Annotated in this window: 20 protein-coding genes and 1 other RNA gene; 15 read left to right on the top strand and 6 right to left on the bottom strand. The window is 51.5% G+C overall.

Annotated features, from left to right (window positions below; all coding sequences use genetic code 11):
- Positions 1-56 precede the first annotated feature (56 nt).
- Genes hemB through QUD54_RS04825 form a run of 3 tightly spaced genes read left to right on the top strand, consistent with a single transcriptional unit; the run spans position 57 to position 2,531 of the window.
- Positions 57-1,031: a porphobilinogen synthase gene (gene hemB, locus QUD54_RS04835; RefSeq protein ID WP_286337827.1), complete on the top strand. Its 975-nt coding sequence runs from the start codon at positions 57-59 to the stop codon at positions 1,029-1,031.
- Between the two features lie 48 nt (positions 1,032-1,079).
- Positions 1,080-2,009 (top strand): ornithine carbamoyltransferase, encoded by a 930-nt coding sequence (gene argF, locus QUD54_RS04830; protein WP_286337826.1) that lies wholly within the window; start codon positions 1,080-1,082, stop codon positions 2,007-2,009.
- A 12-nt stretch (positions 2,010-2,021) separates the two neighbouring features.
- The gene (locus tag QUD54_RS04825; protein ID WP_286337825.1) at positions 2,022-2,531 is read left to right on the top strand and encodes a DUF2603 domain-containing protein; all 510 of its coding nucleotides are present in this window, start codon (positions 2,022-2,024) and stop codon (positions 2,529-2,531) included.
- A gap of 204 nt (positions 2,532-2,735) precedes the next feature.
- Here the strand turns inward: QUD54_RS04825 and QUD54_RS04820 are convergent, their stop codons facing one another.
- Positions 2,736-3,071, bottom strand: a complete 336-nt coding sequence (locus tag QUD54_RS04820; RefSeq protein WP_286337824.1) for a thiosulfate oxidation carrier complex protein SoxZ — start codon at positions 3,069-3,071, stop codon at positions 2,736-2,738.
- Positions 3,072-3,080: 9 nt separating this feature from the next.
- Positions 3,081-3,182: a thiosulfate oxidation carrier protein SoxY gene (locus tag QUD54_RS12030; protein WP_406600586.1), complete on the bottom strand. Its 102-nt coding sequence runs from the start codon at positions 3,180-3,182 to the stop codon at positions 3,081-3,083.
- Between the two features lie 197 nt (positions 3,183-3,379).
- Between QUD54_RS12030 and hemN the strand changes: the two genes are divergently transcribed.
- From hemN to lgt, 4 genes are read left to right on the top strand one after another with little or no spacing between them, the layout of a single operon-like run.
- Positions 3,380-4,747, top strand: coding sequence for an oxygen-independent coproporphyrinogen III oxidase (gene hemN / locus QUD54_RS04815; RefSeq protein WP_286337823.1), 1,368 nt, complete (start codon positions 3,380-3,382; stop codon positions 4,745-4,747).
- Between the two features lie 56 nt (positions 4,748-4,803).
- The gene (locus QUD54_RS04810; protein ID WP_286337822.1) at positions 4,804-6,102 is read left to right on the top strand and encodes a (Fe-S)-binding protein; all 1,299 of its coding nucleotides are present in this window, start codon (positions 4,804-4,806) and stop codon (positions 6,100-6,102) included.
- Positions 6,095-6,526: an META domain-containing protein gene (locus QUD54_RS04805; RefSeq protein WP_286337821.1), complete on the top strand. Its 432-nt coding sequence runs from the start codon at positions 6,095-6,097 to the stop codon at positions 6,524-6,526. The genes QUD54_RS04810 and QUD54_RS04805 overlap by 8 nt, the downstream gene beginning before the upstream one ends.
- Positions 6,527-6,529: 3 nt before the next feature.
- Positions 6,530-7,369, top strand: a complete 840-nt coding sequence (lgt, locus tag QUD54_RS04800; RefSeq protein WP_286337820.1) for a prolipoprotein diacylglyceryl transferase — start codon at positions 6,530-6,532, stop codon at positions 7,367-7,369.
- On the opposite strand, the gene QUD54_RS04795 is transcribed toward lgt, so the two are convergent.
- The 4 genes from QUD54_RS04795 to panB form a co-directional block, all read right to left on the bottom strand.
- Complete coding sequence (locus QUD54_RS04795; protein ID WP_286337819.1) at positions 7,341-7,868, bottom strand: TlpA family protein disulfide reductase; 528 nt, start codon at positions 7,866-7,868, stop codon at positions 7,341-7,343. The genes lgt and QUD54_RS04795 overlap by 29 nt on opposite strands.
- Positions 7,865-8,941, bottom strand: a complete 1,077-nt coding sequence (locus QUD54_RS04790) for an AI-2E family transporter (RefSeq protein ID WP_286337818.1) — start codon at positions 8,939-8,941, stop codon at positions 7,865-7,867. The genes QUD54_RS04795 and QUD54_RS04790 overlap by 4 nt, the downstream gene beginning before the upstream one ends.
- The gene (gene ruvB / locus QUD54_RS04785; protein WP_286337817.1) at positions 8,938-9,945 is read right to left on the bottom strand and encodes a Holliday junction branch migration DNA helicase RuvB; all 1,008 of its coding nucleotides are present in this window, start codon (positions 9,943-9,945) and stop codon (positions 8,938-8,940) included. The genes QUD54_RS04790 and ruvB overlap by 4 nt, the downstream gene beginning before the upstream one ends.
- A 73-nt stretch (positions 9,946-10,018) precedes the next feature.
- Complete coding sequence (gene panB, locus QUD54_RS04780) at positions 10,019-10,813, bottom strand: 3-methyl-2-oxobutanoate hydroxymethyltransferase (RefSeq protein ID WP_286337816.1); 795 nt, start codon at positions 10,811-10,813, stop codon at positions 10,019-10,021.
- Between the two features lie 94 nt (positions 10,814-10,907).
- Here panB and QUD54_RS04775 point away from each other — a divergent pair, with 94 nt between their 5' ends.
- The 8 genes from QUD54_RS04775 to QUD54_RS04740 all read left to right on the top strand — a co-directional run bounded on the left by QUD54_RS04775 (position 10,908) and on the right by QUD54_RS04740 (position 16,214).
- Positions 10,908-11,300 carry an Hpt domain-containing protein gene (locus QUD54_RS04775; RefSeq protein ID WP_286337815.1) on the top strand — a complete coding sequence of 131 codons (393 nt, stop codon included), beginning with the start codon at positions 10,908-10,910 and terminating at the stop codon, positions 11,298-11,300.
- Between the two features lie 6 nt (positions 11,301-11,306).
- Positions 11,307-12,047: a tryptophan synthase subunit alpha gene (trpA, locus tag QUD54_RS04770; RefSeq protein WP_286337814.1), complete on the top strand. Its 741-nt coding sequence runs from the start codon at positions 11,307-11,309 to the stop codon at positions 12,045-12,047.
- A gap of 37 nt (positions 12,048-12,084) precedes the next feature.
- Positions 12,085-12,455: a transfer-messenger RNA gene (gene ssrA / locus QUD54_RS04765) on the top strand.
- Between the two features lie 28 nt (positions 12,456-12,483).
- On the top strand, positions 12,484-12,852 hold the full coding sequence (locus QUD54_RS04760) for a VanZ family protein (RefSeq protein ID WP_286337813.1): 369 nt from the start codon (positions 12,484-12,486) through the stop codon (positions 12,850-12,852).
- Positions 12,849-13,250: a rhodanese-like domain-containing protein gene (locus QUD54_RS04755; protein WP_286337812.1), complete on the top strand. Its 402-nt coding sequence runs from the start codon at positions 12,849-12,851 to the stop codon at positions 13,248-13,250. Before QUD54_RS04760 ends, QUD54_RS04755 begins: the two co-directional genes overlap by 4 nt.
- A gap of 57 nt (positions 13,251-13,307) precedes the next feature.
- The gene (locus tag QUD54_RS04750; protein WP_286337811.1) at positions 13,308-14,420 is read left to right on the top strand and encodes a cache domain-containing protein; all 1,113 of its coding nucleotides are present in this window, start codon (positions 13,308-13,310) and stop codon (positions 14,418-14,420) included.
- Positions 14,417-15,073 carry a response regulator transcription factor gene (locus QUD54_RS04745; RefSeq protein ID WP_286337810.1) on the top strand — a complete coding sequence of 219 codons (657 nt, stop codon included), beginning with the start codon at positions 14,417-14,419 and terminating at the stop codon, positions 15,071-15,073. Before QUD54_RS04750 ends, QUD54_RS04745 begins: the two co-directional genes overlap by 4 nt.
- The gene (locus QUD54_RS04740; RefSeq protein WP_286337809.1) at positions 15,063-16,214 is read left to right on the top strand and encodes a sensor histidine kinase; all 1,152 of its coding nucleotides are present in this window, start codon (positions 15,063-15,065) and stop codon (positions 16,212-16,214) included. The genes QUD54_RS04745 and QUD54_RS04740 overlap by 11 nt, the downstream gene beginning before the upstream one ends.
- The last annotated feature ends 231 nt before the right edge of the window (positions 16,215-16,445 follow it).

Genomic DNA, 16,445 nt, shown 5'->3' with positions numbered 1-16,445 from the left:
TAAAATACATGCTTTCAATATTGATTGCGATTATACCATATGTAAAGGTTTTGCCCATGTTCGCACGTTTCAGACGCAAGCGGCTCCATCCCGTCCTTCGTGATCTCGTCCGCGAGACGGTTTTGACACCGAACGACTTTATCTATCCTCTCTTCATTCGAAGCGGCGAGGGAATCAAAAACGAAGTGGCGTCGATGCCGGGCGTTTTCCAGATGAGCATCGACGAAGCGGTCAAAGAGTGTGAATCGCTCAAGTCGCTGGGTCTTGAAGCGATCATCCTTTTCGGCATCCCCGATGTGAAGGATTCGGTCGGCAGCGACGCGCTTTGCGAGCATGGGATCATCGCGACTGCGCTGCGTGAAATCAAGGCGGCGCATCCCGATATGCTCGTGATTACCGATCTTTGTTTTTGCGAATACACCGATCACGGCCATTGCGGCGTGCTCAACCCTGCGCTGCAGACGGTCGACAATGACATAACACTCCAAAACCTCGCCAAACAGGCGATCGTCCATGCCAAAGCGGGTGCCGACATGATCGCCCCCAGCGGCATGATGGACGGGATGATCACGGCGATTCGTGAGGGGCTTGACCATGCAGGCTTCAGCCATATCCCGATCATGAGCTACTCGACGAAGTTTTCAAGTGCCTACTACGGGCCGTTCCGCGACGTGGCGGAGAGCGCGCCGAGCTTCGGTGACCGTCGTAGCTACCAGATGGACCCGGCCAACCGCCGCGAAGCGATTCTAGAGAGTCTCGAAGACGAGCGCGAGGGGGCGGACATTTTGATGGTCAAGCCGGCGCTGGCTTACATGGACATCATCCGCGATATCCGCGAAGCGAGCGACCTGCCGCTTGCGGTCTACAACGTCAGCGGCGAGTACAGCATGCTGAAGATGGCGGCCAAAGCGGGGGTCATCGACTATGAGCGGGTGATGATGGAGACGCTGTTGGGTTTCAAGCGCGCAGGCGCGGACATCATCATTAGTTATCATGCGAAGGAAGCGGCAAAGCTGCTTCTTGGTCGTTAGTCACCACTCCCCGGCCGTTTGGATAGAGAAAATTAAGGATTTTTGGTAATGAGACATTTTTTGACACTGAAAGATTATACGAAAGAAGAGATTTTAGAGATTATCGAACTGGGGCTTCGCATCAAAGCGGAAGTGAAAGCGAAGCGGTTTACGCCTTATCTGGAAAAACAGACATTGGCGATGATTTTTGAAAAGAGCAGTACCCGAACGCGTGTGAGCTTCGAAACGGGAATTTACCAGTTGGGCGGGATGGGCCTGTTCCTCTCGTCACGCGATATTCAGCTCGGGCGTGGCGAGCCGATGAAGGATACCGCACGTGTGATCAGCCGTATGTGCGACATGGTGATGATACGAACCTACAGCCAGAGCAAACTCGAAGAGTTCGCGAGCTTCTCGAACGTACCGGTTATCAACGGTTTGACCGACGAGTACCATCCGGTACAGCTCATGGCCGACTATATGACGATGATGGAACACGGCAAAGATCGAAATCCGGTTGTCGCCTATATCGGTGACGGAAACAACATGGCGCACAGTTGGCTGATGCTCGCAGCCAAACTCGGTTTCGAACTTCGTATCGCGACGCCGAAGGGGTACGAATGCAATCCCGAGATCGTCGTGGACGCGATGGAGTTTGCCCAGCGAAGCGGTGCGGCGCTTCTGTTTACGAACGACCCCGAAGATGCGGTGGCGGGTGCGGATGTCGTGACGACCGACACATGGGTTTCGATGGGCGATGAGGAGGAGAAGGAGAAGCGTCTGAGAGACTTCGCCGGCTACACGGTCGATGAAAAGATGATGAAACTGGCCCACGCCGACGCCATTTTCCTTCATTGCCTTCCCGCTTACCGGGGACTCGAAGTGACCGAAGATGTACTCGAAGGGCCGCAGAGCGTCGTTTTCGACGAAGCGGAGAACCGACTCCATGCCCAAAAGGGTGTGATGGTCTGGCTCGACGGAAAACGGGACGAGGTCTGAATGGAGGGCGATATGAAAAGTCTGAAAAACCTACCGGCAGAGCAGCAGCTCAAGGAGATCGATCTGGTCGCACAGAAACTGGGGATGCCGAAACCCTCGGAACGGCCGGTACTGGAGATCAAACCGGGGGAGGACGGGGAGCATAAAATTCTCGAACTCAAACGCGGAAAGTGGAGTGACGAACAGCCATGGTTCGTCATCGACGAGGATGGAAAGCTCATGGTCCTCTCCTCTGCCGAGGCGATGATGGGAATCATGAATTCGCTCCAGCATATGGGCGAGGAGGTCTTCAAAGCGCGCCTCGAGCGGGCGATCGCCAAAGAGCTTCCAATCGATTTTCACGATGTCTGGACGGTCGCGATGCACGAACTTCAAAAACGTCTGAAGGAGAGTGGCGCCGAAGCTTCCAATGTCAACCTCGAAAATCTCGTCAAAAGCATCAAGCGCCAGCACCCCAATCTCTTCTATTCGCTCAAGGATCTGCAGATCGACGAACGGGATCTCGACGAGGCCGGATTGTAGGGAGTGGATCGTCACGCTTTTTTCAAAAACGCTGCTCTTGCGAGCGGTTTTGGACCGATGCCCGGCATGTTCGCGGCACAGCGGACGGGTGGCTTTGAAAGCGATCGAAGGTGTCGTGTATCGTGGGAAGAGAATAAAGTCAGAGACTATTGATGAGGAGGGCGGTATGGTGTCATACCGCCGCTGCAAGCTAAAATCGACGTTCTATTTGGGATAGACTTTGATCCTCTTCTCCTGTCCGTTGCCCCGATTGTCTTCGAAGACCACTTTGATGGTCACGGGGCCCGTGATTTTGACCGGAAATTTGAGTTTCGGGTTGTGACTCGCCGAGACACCAAATTCGAAATCGCAGATCCGCTTGTCGTTATAGTAGATCGTTTCGTTCGTGACGTAAAACTGTGAAAGCCGTTTTCCCGTCGATTTGTCTTTGGCGAAACCCGTATTCATCCGGTGAATGATGATCGTCTGTACTTTGACGACATCACCAACTTTGTAGTTTTTGTCGAGGATCTTTGCCCCCGCTCTGAATTTTTTACCCATAAGATCCCCTTAGCCGCATCCGCCGAGCGGTACCCGGACATATTGGCTCGCTTTGTAAAACGCGCCTTTGTTCGTTTCTGCGATAATGACCACATCCTGTTTGGTGGCCAGCTTCGCATTGACGAAGAGGTAGCCATCCCGTTGGCTGGCGTGTATTTTTTTTGTTTGAAAAATATAATAAAAATTGATATTATTAATTGTCGATATGAGTATGTTTTCTTATAATTATAAAACTATTGCCTTCGGTTTAGCCCTTATTTATCGAATTTATGGGAAAATATCCCAATTTACCTGGGAGCTCTCATATTATGATCGATTTCAAACAGTTCGTCAAATACTCAAAACCCGGTCCACGCTATACAAGCTATCCGACAGCCGTCGAGTTTTCCGAAGATTTCACTTACGACCGCTACGTCGAAAAGCTGAAAAACCGCGATGCGAAAAAGCCACTCTCCATCTACATCCATCTGCCGTTTTGCCGAAGTGCCTGCTACTTCTGTGGCTGCAACGTCGTCTTCACCTCCAAAGAAGAGAAAAAAGTCCGCTACATCGACTACCTGACGCGCGAACTGGAGCTGCTCTCACAGACGATGGAGAGTTCGAGCGACATCGTGCAGTTTCACTTCGGTGGCGGTACGCCCACGTTCTTCAGCGCCGAGCAGCTCGACGGGATCATGAACACGGTCAAGAAGCACTTCCCCAATTTCACCGAAGATGCCGAAGTGAGCTGCGAAATCGACCCTCGCTTTTTCAACGAGGAGCAGATGAAGGTACTAAAAAAGCACGGCTTCACGCGTATCAGCTTCGGGGTGCAGGACTTCGAGCCGATCGTCCAGCAGGCGGTCCACCGTATTCAGCCTTACGACATCACGAAAGAGGCGGTCGAACTGGCGAGAAAATATGGTGTCGAGAGTATCAACATCGACCTTATTTACGGGCTGCCCTACCAGACGCTGGAGAGCTTCAAAAAGACGCTGGAACTGGCACATTCGCTCGACCCGGACCGTCTGGCCGTCTTCAACTACGCCCATGTGCCGTGGCTTAAAAAGACAATGCGCAAGCTGGATGAAACGACAATCCCCAGTCCGGATGTGAAGCTGGCGATTTTGCAGCACACGATCGATTATTTCACCACTAACGGCTACAAGATGATCGGGATGGATCACTTCGCCAAACCCGACGACGAACTCTTCAAAGCGATCGAGAAAGGCGAGTTGCATCGTAATTTTCAGGGTTACACGACGCGCGGCGGTGTCGATCTGCTGGGCATTGGGCTTACGAGTATCGGAGAGGGTGAGGATTACTATGCCCAAAACTATAAAGAGCTTCCCGAGTATGAAGCGGCGATCGATGCCGGCAAACTTCCGTTCTGGCGCGGTGTTGAGCTCAGCCTTGACGACCGTATCCGAAAAGCGGTCATTATGGATTTGATGAGCAACTTCAAACTTGACATTGAAAAGATTGAGAAACAGTTCGGTATCGACTTTAAGGAGTATTTCGCCGATGCGCTGGAAGCGCTTCAGCCGATGGTCGATGAAGGGTTGGTAGCCATCACCGACAGTGCCATTACGGTGTCGCAGACCGGCACGCTGGTCATCCGTAACATCGCGATGCCATTCGATGCCTATATGCAAAAACATGCGGCAAGTAAAAAGACTTTCAGCAAAACGGTTTGACGCTTCGCGAATGGAGAATGAAACATTGAGAATGGAAAATGGGGGAGGGGTTTACGGTGTCTGAGCCAAAAAATCTTTTTGAATATACGAAAATCAGCGACGACTGCATCAAGTGCGGGAAGTGCATTCCGGTCTGTACGATCCATCAGGTCAATCCCGACGAGGTGACGAGCCCGCGTGGATTCATCGATCTTCTTGGTGCGCATGAACGGGGAGAACTGGAACTTGACAGAACGGCGAAAAACATCTTCGAGAGTTGTTTTTTGTGTACCAACTGTGTCGATGTCTGCCCCAACGACCTGCCGACCGACATGGTGATCGAAGAGGTGCGTAAAGAGATCGCAGACAAGTATGGCATCGCATGGTTCAAGCGGCTCTTCTTTTTCCTGCTTCGCCACCGGAAAATCATGGATATCGCCAGCAAGCTGGGGTATGTCTTCAAATCGTGTGCGGTGCAGACGGACGAAAAACGCGGCGGGCTGATTCCGCGTTTCAACCTGCCGATCATCAAGAAAGATCGGCTTCTGCCGAGCATGGCGAGCAGGAGTGTGCTCAACTCCTATCCTGAAAATATCGACCACGGCGGCAAAGGACGCGTGGCGATCTTCATCGGATGTTTGGCCAACTACAACTACACCGGTATCGGCCACGGCCTCGTGAAGATTTTAAAAGCGCTCGAAATCGACGTCTTTTTCGCCAAGGAGCAGAAGTGCTGTTCGGCACCCGCCTACTTTACCGGAGATTTTAGGACCGTCGAGATACTGACGAAACAGAATATCGAATATTTCGAGAGTTTCATCGACGATGTCGACGCGATCATCGTGCCCGAGGCGACCTGTTCGGCGATGATCAAGCATGACTGGGCTGTCTTTTTCAGAAACCGTGGCGAGGAAGAGTGGGCGGCTCGTGCCGAGAAACTGAACGAAAAGATCTTCATGGCGACTGAGTGGCTTGCCAACCATACGAAGCTGCCGGAGGTACTAAAAGAAAAAGGTGTCAAAAGTGATTTGCTGGTGACTTACCACGATCCGTGCCATGCCAGAAAAGTGCAGGGTATTTACAAAGAGCCGCGCAACCTAATTCAGCAAAATTACGAACTCAAAGAGATGAGCGATCCGAACCGATGCTGCGGTTTCGGCGGTGTGACGATTCAGACGGAGAAGTTTCACCTGGCCGAAGCGGCAGGCAAGCCTAAAGCGGCGATGATCGACGCAACAGGTGCCGACATCGTGGCGGCAGAGTGTAGTGCCTGCCGAATGCAGTTGGGCAACGCCCTCTATCAAGCCGACAGCAAGGCGATTTTCAAAAACCCGATCGAGTTGATCGCCGATGCGCTGGAAGCGTCAGATGCCTAAATTTTTTGTCGGATTGGGGCTCATAACGATTTTTTTCCTAAGCGGCTGTGCCGTCGACGCATCTGCTCGGCCCGAAAAAGCGTGTACAGTGAAGCTCTATGGCCCGACATGGGAACTGCGTCTTTTCGATAATCGTGAAATCTTCCTGAAACATCCTGCAACGATCCGTTTTTACGAGGGAGACAGAGTGGGCGGCTTCGGAGGATGCAACAACTACTTCGGAACTGTTTCCATGACCGATAACGCGATCACTTTTTCCGCCATCGGCTCGACCCGAAAGTTCTGCCTTGGCGAAGCGGGAGAGGTTGAAAGAATGTTTTTGGGTATGCTGAAAGGGACAAAATGGTGGCACTTTGACGAAGCGGGCAATCTTGTGATTTTCGACGATGAACACCGGCTGATCTTTGTTTCGAAAAAAGGGTGATTGGTGGAATTCTGGCAGCATATCTACGACCATTTCGACCCGATCGCCTTCACTATGGGTCCGATCAAAGTCCACTGGTATGGCATCATGTATGTTTTGGCGCTCGTCACGGCACTCTATGCGGCCAAATGGTATGTCAAACATGACCGTTATCCCGTAGACGACAAGACACTCGAGAGCTATTTCATCTATGTCGAAATCGGTGTGATCCTCGGAGCGAGACTTGGATATATCCTCTTTTACGACCCTCATACAACATACTACCTGACCCATCCCTGGCAGATTTTCAACCCCTTTCATGGTGGTACCTTTACTGGTATCAGCGGTATGAGCTACCATGGTGCGGTGATCGGTTTTGTCGTTGCGACGTGGCTTTTCGTCCGAAAAAGCAGGACGTCGTTCTGGATGTGGATGGACCTGGTGGCGCTGAGTGTACCGGTGGGGTACGTTTTCGGGCGGATCGGGAACTTTTTGAATCAGGAGCTTGTCGGGCGCGTCACCGATGTGCAGTGGGGTATCTATGTCAACCAGACACTTCGCCATCCATCCCAGCTTTACGAAGCGTTTCTGGAAGGGGTGCTTATCGCGCTGTTTCTCTTTTTTTATCGCAAACGGCAGCGTTTCGAGGGTGAGTTGATCGCCCTCTACGCCATCCTTTACGGAATGGCGCGTTTCGTCGCCGAATTCTGGCGCCAGCCGGATATTCAGCTTGGGTACATCTGCTGCGGCTGGATGACGATGGGACAGCTGCTTTCATCGTTGATGGTCGTAGCCGGTATCGTCGGTTACCGGCTGCTTTTGAAACGTGGGCAGCCTATTTCTGTTCTATCAAAAAACCGATGAATTTCTCTAGGTCCTCTTTCGGTGCATAGCCGGGGATGATCTTCGCGGCACTTCCGTGTTTATCGAAAATGATGGAGAAGGGAAGAGCGCCGCTCCATTGCGCCCGGTGGGAGATGTACTGTACGAAATCCTGGTTGTTCATGTACTCGTAAATCGGATAGTTGAAGTGAAATCTCTTTTCGAGCATCGACCGTTCGCCGAGTGTCATAGGCTGTTGGGCATGGATGGCGACGATCTGGAGTTTCTCTTTATGTTTCTTCTGAAGTTCTACCAGATGCGGGATCTCTTTCATACACCATTTGCAATGTTTCCCGAAAAAATTGAGCAACAGCACTTTGCCTTTGTATTCGTCGATGACGATGCCGTTTTTCGTCTCTTTGATGTGAAGCGTCGGAGCACCGTTCTCCTTGAGCTCGAAGGTAAGTGTTACATCTTCGGCCGAAGCGGTTTGGAAAAAGAGGGCCGCGAGTGTCAAGAGGGTTGCGAAGAGTCGTTTCATGCATAATCCTTTTTGAGTGATGATTGAAGCTGATCGTAAAGCTTGAGTATGGCGATGAAGATCGTCGTGATTGCCGGACCGATGATCATGCCCCAGAAGCCGATCGTCGTCAAGCCTGCGATGATCGAGAAAAAGACCAGAATCTCATTGACGGCTTGGGTCTCTTTGAGAAGTTTGTAGTCGATCTCTTTGATGATGAGCGGTTTGATGAAGGTATCGGCGATAATCGAGATAACGATAATCGAGTAGAGCGCCACGATGATCGCCGGCGTCGCACCCTGTGTCGCCCAGAGGTAGAGCGAAACAGGCACCCACATCAACGCTCCGCCGACGACTGGGACAAGAGAAGCGAAACCGTAGAGGATTCCGAACAAAATGGCATCGAGGCCGAAAAAGAGGACGATGACGGCGAAAAGGGTGCCTTCGAAGATGGCAGTGGCCAGGATCGAGAAGAAGACGACCCCCATCGAGTTGGAAAGTTCGTTGAAAAGAAGCTGTGTCTGTGCCGTATCGAGCGGGAGGATTCGTTTGATGAAGTGGCCGGTCTCCTCGCCGTAGAGGTAGCTGAAGAAGTAGAAGATCAGAATCAGTACCATATCTTTGAAGAAAACGGCGCTGTGGGCAGCCAGGGAGCCGAGGAAAGCGAACATGTTTTTGAGGTAGTTGTTGATGCTTTCGACGCCGAAAACGTTTTCGATCGTCGTGTGGATCGTCTCCTGGTCGATATTGAAGCGACTTAGCAACTGTTCGGGAAGGGAGATCGACTGCAGGTAGCCGGCGACCTTTTCGACGAGTTCCTGGATGGCGATGGGGTCGATGTGCGTTACCATGACCGCGATGGCGTTGATAAAGTAGACAAGCGGTGCGAAGAACATCAGTCCAAGCAGCAGGCTCATCACGGCACTGATCTGCCACCGTTTCTTGATCGTCTTTTCCAGATGCTTGGAGATGCCGAGTGTGGCGAACATCAAGAGAATCGCGATGGCGATATCCTGCATGAAGGGTTTATAGACGAGGTAGACGAACCAGCCGGAGATGGCGAGCAGCAGGACGATGAAATGCTGGGGTTTCACAACAGACCGCCCTGCAATCGGGGAGTGAGTTTGAAATGCTCGTAGGTTTTTGGTGTCGCGATGCGTCCACGGGCCGTCCGCTCGATGTAGCCGTTGGCGAGCAGGTAGGGTTCGATGACATCTTCGATGGTTCCCTCGTCTTCGCTGAGCGCCGCTCCGATCGTACTGAGCCCGAGCGGTTTTCCGCGCGCTTCGATGAGCAGCTGCAGCAGTTTGATGTCGAGTTCGTCGAAGCCCTCTTCGTTGACGCCGAGCTGGTCGAGGGCGAATTTCGTGCGATCGAGATGAATCAGAGCCTCGTTCTCCACTTCGGCGAAGTCGCGCACGCGTCGAAGCAGACGCAGGGCGATTCGAGGGGTGCCACGGCTCCGCCTGGCGATTTCGAGCGCCGCGTCGGCATCGCACGGCTTGTCGAGTTTCTGTGCCGCCTGCTGTACGATCTTCGCCAGCTCTTTGCTTTCGTAAAACTGCATTCGAAAGTGCATTCCGAAGCGCTCTCTCAGCGGATTTGAGATCATTCCCGCACGGGTCGTGGCACCGATGAGGGTGAAGCGTGGAAGGTCGAGTTTGATCGTCTGCGCCGCCGGGCCGCTGCCGATGATGATGTCGAGGCGGTAATCTTCCATGGCCGGATAGAGGATCTCTTCGATCGCCGGTGAGAGGCGGTGGATCTCGTCGATGAAGAGGATGTCTCCCTCTTCGAGATTTGTGAGAATGGCTGCCAGGTCACCGCTCTTTTCGATCATCGGGGCAGCCGTGACTTTGATACTGCTTTCCATCTCCGTAGCGATGAGGTAGGCGAGTGTCGTCTTTCCGAGACCGGGAGGGCCGAAAAAGAGGACATGGTCGAGTGCTTCGTCACGCTTTTTGCTCGCCTGTATGAAAACACGAAGATTCTTTTTGATCTTCTCCTGCCCGATGTATTCGTCCCACCGGCTTGGCCGAAGCGACGCTTCGTAGCTATTCTCGTAATCGAACTTTTCGATCTCCACCATTCTTTCCACTTAGCCAGCTCCGCAAACGATGATGGATGGATGGCCTGCGGCCATTAACTTCTCACTTCTCACTTCTCACTTCTCACTTATAAGTGTGCTCTTCAGCCGGAAAGATGCCCGATCGAACCTCTTTGGCATACTCTCCGACTGCCTCTTTGACCAGTTTCGCTCCCTCGAGGTAGCGTTTGACGAATTTGGGTTTGAAAGCCTCGAAAAAACCGAGCATATCGGACCAGACCAGTACCTGTCCGTCGGTCTCTTTGCCGGCACCGATTCCGATGACGGGGATTTTGACGGCTTCGGTGACCGCTTTTCCGAGCGCGGGTGTGACGCCTTCGATCACGAGTGCAAAGGCACCGGATTCTTCGATCGCTTTGGCATCAGCCATCACCTGCTTGAAGCTCTCTTCGTCGCGCCCTTTGACCTTGTAGCCCCCTTCTGAGCGGACTGACTGAGGCAGCAGTCCGACATGGCCTATGACGGCGATGGCATTGTCGGTGAGATGTTCAACCAGATCGGCCCGTTCGCATCCCCCTTCGATTTTTACGGCATCGGCTCTTGTCTGCTGGAAAACTTTTACCGCGTTGGCGAGCGCTTCTTCTTTGGTGTTGGTCGAACCGAACGGCATGTCGCAGACGACAAAGGTGTCCGGAGCGCCGTTGCAGACCGCCTGGGTATGGTAGATCATCTGTTCGAGTGTAATCGAGAGAGTATCGGGTTCGCCTTTGAAACTCATGTTGAGACTGTCGCCGACGAGGATCATGTCGGCTGACTCGCGAAACAAAGAGGCAAAGAGTGCGTCATACGCCGTGATCATCGTGATTTTACGCTCGCCTTTCGCCTGCTGCAAGGAAGTGATCGTCTCTTTTTTTGGCATATACCACCCTTCTTCGAAAGTGGTAAGATTCTATCCAAAAAATGGTATAATTGCAATCAAACGGGAAGCAAGAAAGCCCCGGAAAGAGGCATGTATGGGCATCCGGAAACGGCTGGAAGAGCAGTTCGACTATGATATCGTAGATGAGTTCCTCGATCATCTCGACGTAATGACGGAAGCGATGGAACCTCTGATCGTCGCACTTGAAAAAGAGGAAGGACGCAGAGAGAGGATCGATGAGCTGTTCCGCATTTTCCATAACATAAAGTCGGCGTCCTCCTTTCTGAAAATCGAACGGGTCTATCTGTTGGCGGAGTTGGCGGAAGAGACGATGCAGAGGCTTCGCAACGATCCTTCGCATATAGGCGAAGCGATGGTCGACTGGCTTTTGCTGGTCAGCGACCAGTTTCGCACGTGGTATGTGCAGATGGCCGACGACGGTGAACTTGGAAACATCAATCCCGAAATCTTGAATGTACCGGAGTAGAACATTTTGAAAAAACTGGTAGCTTATATCACCACCGGATATCCGGATAAAGCATTTACCGTCGATCTGGCGCTTGCGCTGAAAGAGGCGGGTGCCGATTCGCTGGAGCTCGGTATTCCGTTTTCCGATCCGGTCGCCGATGGCCCCGTGATCGAAGCGGCAAATCTTTTCGCCCTTCAAAAGGGGTTCAAAATTGCGGATCTGCTCGAGGTGAGTGAAAAGATCGCTCCGCATATCGATATGCTCTGGATGGGCTATTTCAACCCTTTCTATCATCGAGGGATCGATTTTTTCCTTGACAAAGCGAAAGCGTTTGGGGTCAGCGGTTTCATCATCCCGGACCTCCCGCATGAAGAGGGTGCGCTCTATCGTCCGAAGTTTGACGAAAAGGGGGTGGCGCTCATCGAGTTTGTCGCACCGACCGATTCGAAAGAACGGATCGCGGAAATCGTCAAAGATGCCAGAAAATTCATCTATATGGTCGCTTATGCCGGTATTACGGGTGCCGAAAAGAGCGAATCGCTCGAACCGATCATCGCGAGCGTACGCGAACATACCGATACACCGCTTTACATCGGCTTCGGCGTCAACGAAAAGACGGCGAAAAAGAAGGCCAAAGGGGTCGACGGCGTCATTGTCGGAAGCGCCTTCGTGAAGATCTTGCTTAAAGAGAACTTGACAAGCACACAGAAAATCGATAAAATATCTACACTTGCGCGTTCGATCAAGGAGATGATCAACGAGTAAGCGTTGTTTGTTTGAGTGTTTACAACACTTTTTAGACGGGGTTGACTTGGCTTCGACAGGAGCAGGTGATTCCTGGCTGCATGCCGGTTTGGGCATATCGTTAAGCTGCCCACAATGCAATAAACGCAAACAACACAAATTACCGCCCCGCTTACGCATACGCTGCGTAAGTTAACCCTTACAGGGGCTGCTCTCTCCGCTAACGCCATATAGGCGGATTTCGAGAGTATCACACTTCTATGGCTATACTTGCAGGCTGCCTCACCTGCAAGCGAACCTTCGAGGCTCGCACGGCGTAGCTTTGGACATTGCGCGAAGCCGTGTTAAACATAGCGATGTCGTCTAAGCATGTAGACGTCAGGAGTTGCTTGTTTCTGGACAGGGGTTCGATTCCCCTCAACTCCACCAAATGAATTTTTCTTCTCAAAGTCATTCAATGAATTTCCAATCCCTTTTTTATCATCCAACGGCTGTTGTATGGGCTAAACGTCTTTTTTGGGTCACGCTTTTTGCTGTCTTTTTTCTTGCCTTTTCTCCTGGTGCGGATATCGGGCCAGATTTTCAGTTCGCCGACAAGGTCAAACATGCTGTAGCTTTTTGTGTTTTGGCATTGCTCTATGCATGGGGATATGGAAACCGCTATACACGGATTGCCGGATGGATGCTGATGGTGGGTATATTTATCGAGGCGGTGCAATATTTTCTTCCTTACAGGGAGGCGTCTGTCTTTGATGTTTTTGCCGATATCGTGGGTATAATGGCAGGTGTCACGATTTATCATATATCCATCGAAGGGAAATCATGAAACGTACAATGATGATCGCTCTTGTTGCCGGTGCCGCGGTTTTGCTCTATTTTCTGTATGCGAAAGGGATTATCTTCGCCAATTTCGAGAGTGTAACGCCGAAGCGTGCGTATGAAATGATCCAAAACGATCCCGATGTCGTCATACTCGATGTCAGGAGGCCGGAAGAGTATAGGGAAGGCCATCTGGAAGGTGCCAGATTGATTCCGGTGCAGGAGCTGGACCGACGTCTCGCAGATCTGGAGATGCTCAAACACAAAACGATTCTGGTCTACTGCAGAAGTGGGATTCGCAGTGTCATGGCATCGCGCAAACTCGCCGCCAACGGCTTCAAACCCTATAATCTCAAAGGCGGTATCAACGCATGGAAAAATGAGGGGTTGCCGCTTGCAAATTGATTTGATTTTTTTATAGATTTGCATTATTATAGACGAAAAAAAAGAGAGTAAAACCGCTTGCAGGAATGGTTCACTAAAAAATTCGTCATCGTTATCGCACTTTTCCTGGTCGTGACGATGGGAGGAAGTGTCTGGTATCTTTCCAAAAAAGTGGAAGAGAACCGCTATGTCCAGTTCAGCGATACGCTTCGCAACTATTTCAGGAACGGGCTCAATTCTCAGAAGTCCCAGGCGCTTTCGCTCGCCATCGCGTTGGCGGAGAACAAGGCACTCAAAGAGGCGCTTTGGGACGACGACGAAGACAGGGGATACGAGATACTCTCCAAATCTCTCGCACGGCTGCGCGAATATACGTTGATGAGGGATGTACGTGCCCAGGTGATCACGACCGATCTCACCATCTTCGCGAGAAGCTGGGACAACACCTATGCGGGTATGCCGCTCGATATTTTCCGCGAAGACCTCAAAGCGATCACGACGCTCAAAAAACCGAAAGTGGCGATCGAACCGGGGCGGCTCCTTTCGATCAAGGCGACGACACCGATCATGCATGGCGCCAAGGCGATCGGCTATCTGGAAATTTTGCAGTTTTTCGACAAAATCACCGACGATCTTCGCCGGAACCGCATCGAACTGCTGGTGCTGATGAACGAGAAACTGCTGAGTATCGCGACGCTGATGCGTGAAAATCCGACCGTGCAAAACTATGTGGTCAGCAACAAAAATTACAACACGAATCTCCTCAAGATCGTGGAGCGTGTCGATATGCCGAAACTGCTGCGTCAACGTTATCTTTATCATCGCGGTCACTTTTTTATCGTCGAGGAGATGCTCGACGGCCGTGGGGACCAGATCGGACTCTTTTTGATGGCTTTGAGCAAAGAGGATCTCGACCAATTGATGAACGGCGACAAACCGCTCTCCTTTTTTCTCAACTTCACCCAGAAGGACCTCTATCAGATCGTCAACCGCTGGGAAGATCCGACAGGCGGTTACCGAAGCATCTATGACAGGAATCTCTTCAAACTTCTCAACACGTTTCAGGGAGAAGACCGGATGCTGGTGGAACAGGAGATTTACGAAGTGTTGAAGGAGTACAGCAAAGAGGAGCTGATAGACATTATCCTCTATCAGAACCGAAGACGCAAGATAACCGGAGTGATCGAATGAGAATTTTGCTGCTCGAAGACGAATATACGTTGCGTATCAGTATGGTCGAGTTTCTGGAGGAACTCGGGTTCACCGTCGACGATTACGCTTCGGGAGACGATGCACTCGATGCGCTGTTCGAAAGATCGTACGATTTGATTCTTCTGGATGTGAAGGTGCCCGGGATCAACGGGTTCGAGCTGCTTCAGACAGCCCGCGAGCACGGAAAAACGTTACCGGCGATCTTCATTACCTCTTTGACCGATGTGGATGCGTTGGCGAAAGGGTACAGGAGTGGATGCTGCGACTATATCAAAAAGCCGTTCGATCTGATCGAACTGCAGCTTCGCGTGGAGCAGGCGCTCAAATCGGAATGCTTCAAAACACAGGAGAAGGCCATCGAACTTCCCAATGGCTACACCTACGATACGAAAAAGTTCGTTCTGTGCCATGAAGGTGAAGAGATCGCCCTGACAAAGACCGAAAAGAGGATGCTCGAACTTCTCATTCAAAACAGGGGCAACGTCGTGACGCCCGAGCAGTTTCAGGAGTTTGTCTGGGGCGAGGCGGTCGATCCTGCCAATATCCGGGTGCAGATCAACAAACTGCGCAAGAAGCTCTCTGCCGGGCTTATCACCAATGTCCGGGGCCTGGGGTACCGCATTGATCTTTGACAGAAAAAAGTTTGCACTCAAGTATGCGCTTTTTTACGCTTCGCTCATCGCCGCCATCATGCTGGTTCCCCTTTTTGTCTATACGCAGCTGATGCTGGGAGTCAATGAGGCGAAGACGCAAAACGAACTGCTCCGGGAGGCACGCAATATCATCCTGCAGATGGAGAGCTACAACCCCGCAGGCGGTGAAGCGTTCCGTTTTCCGCGTTATTCGAGCTACGAGGCGGGACTCTACGACGACAATATGCGAAGCATCTTCACCCTGTTGGAGTATACGCCTCCGAGTTTCACACCCGGCTACCACCGGTACGACGACTACCGCTATTATGTGATGCAGCTTCCCGGAGGACGCTATTTCGGGGCCAACTATCTGATTGTCTCGAAAAAGCAGAACAGCGCAGAAATCTATATGACGGTGCTGCTCGTTATCGTCGGTATCGTCGCGATGCTCTTTCTGCTGACTTGGATGGTCTTTAGAAATTTTGCGAGGCCCTTTGAAACGATCAATGCACAGCTCGACAACTTCATCAAGGACTCGATGCACGAAATCAATACACCGCTCAGCATCATTCAGCTCAATGCGGACCTCTTTGCACGCAAATTCGGCACCAACAAATATCTTCCGCGTATCAAAGCGGCAGCCAAGACGTTGGCGACGATCTATAACGACATGGACTACCTGATCAAGAAAGAGACGATGGCTTATCCGAAAGAGTGTATCGATTTTTCGGAGTTTCTGGACGATCGCGTCGACTACTTCAAAGAGGTGGCGTCGCTGCGGGAGATCGAGATCGAGACAGATATCGAAGAGGGGATCACGATCACTTTCAATTCGACCAAACTGCAGCGAATCGTCGACAATACGCTCTCCAACGCCATCAAGTACAGTCACGAGCGGGGGCTTGTTCGCGTGACACTGATGAAGAGGGACGAAGGTGTGATTTTCACGGTAGAAGACGAAGGCGTCGGCATGAAACAGCCCGAAAAGGTGTTCGAACGCTACTATCGTGAAGATAGCTTCAAAGGCGGATTCGGCATCGGGCTGAACATCGTCAAAAATATCGTCGACCAGGAGGGAATCACGATTCGGGTCGATTCCGAGTTCGGCAAAGGAAGTACTTTCACCTATATATTTAAATAGCGGTATCAAAAGGTAGGCAAAGCAATTTCGACTGCCGTTTGGCATCAATCGCACCTTGAAAAAAGAGGGGGAATTGGCTTGACCCACTTTTCTCAATTGTCATCAAATTGTCAAACACAAAGCCAAAAACTTTACATTACTTTGGCAAACTTGATGCACAAAATCTTGAATATTCCCTCTCTTTGGGATGACGCTTGGCAAATTTCTCGTATGCTTCGGGCTGGGTGTCTT

The organism is Hydrogenimonas cancrithermarum (genome assembly GCF_030296055.1).
Taxonomy (GTDB): Bacteria; Campylobacterota; Campylobacteria; order Campylobacterales; family Hydrogenimonadaceae; genus Hydrogenimonas; species Hydrogenimonas cancrithermarum.
The sequence above is the reverse complement of the archived record's forward strand: the minus strand, read 5'-3'. Positions and strand labels throughout refer to the sequence as shown.

What these genes read in the sequence shown, in the direction of transcription:
- hemB (WP_286337827.1), top strand. Translation starts at nt 57, where the DNA reads ATGTTCGCACGTTTCAGACGCAAGCGGCTCCATCCCGTCCTTCGTGAT.
- argF (WP_286337826.1), top strand. Translation starts at nt 1,080, where the DNA reads ATGAGACATTTTTTGACACTGAAAGATTATACGAAAGAAGAGATTTTA.
- QUD54_RS04825 (WP_286337825.1), top strand. Translation starts at nt 2,022, where the DNA reads ATGAAAAGTCTGAAAAACCTACCGGCAGAGCAGCAGCTCAAGGAGATC.
- QUD54_RS04820 (WP_286337824.1), bottom strand. Translation starts at nt 3,071, where the DNA reads ATGGGTAAAAAATTCAGAGCGGGGGCAAAGATCCTCGACAAAAACTAC.
- hemN (WP_286337823.1), top strand. Translation starts at nt 3,380, where the DNA reads ATGATCGATTTCAAACAGTTCGTCAAATACTCAAAACCCGGTCCACGC.
- QUD54_RS04805 (WP_286337821.1), top strand. Translation starts at nt 6,095, where the DNA reads ATGCCTAAATTTTTTGTCGGATTGGGGCTCATAACGATTTTTTTCCTA.
- QUD54_RS04795 (WP_286337819.1), bottom strand. Translation starts at nt 7,868, where the DNA reads ATGAAACGACTCTTCGCAACCCTCTTGACACTCGCGGCCCTCTTTTTC.
- panB (WP_286337816.1), bottom strand. Translation starts at nt 10,813, where the DNA reads ATGCCAAAAAAAGAGACGATCACTTCCTTGCAGCAGGCGAAAGGCGAG.
- QUD54_RS04775 (WP_286337815.1), top strand. Translation starts at nt 10,908, where the DNA reads ATGGGCATCCGGAAACGGCTGGAAGAGCAGTTCGACTATGATATCGTA.
- QUD54_RS04760 (WP_286337813.1), top strand. Translation starts at nt 12,484, where the DNA reads ATGAATTTCCAATCCCTTTTTTATCATCCAACGGCTGTTGTATGGGCT.
- QUD54_RS04755 (WP_286337812.1), top strand. Translation starts at nt 12,849, where the DNA reads ATGAAACGTACAATGATGATCGCTCTTGTTGCCGGTGCCGCGGTTTTG.
- QUD54_RS04745 (WP_286337810.1), top strand. Translation starts at nt 14,417, where the DNA reads ATGAGAATTTTGCTGCTCGAAGACGAATATACGTTGCGTATCAGTATG.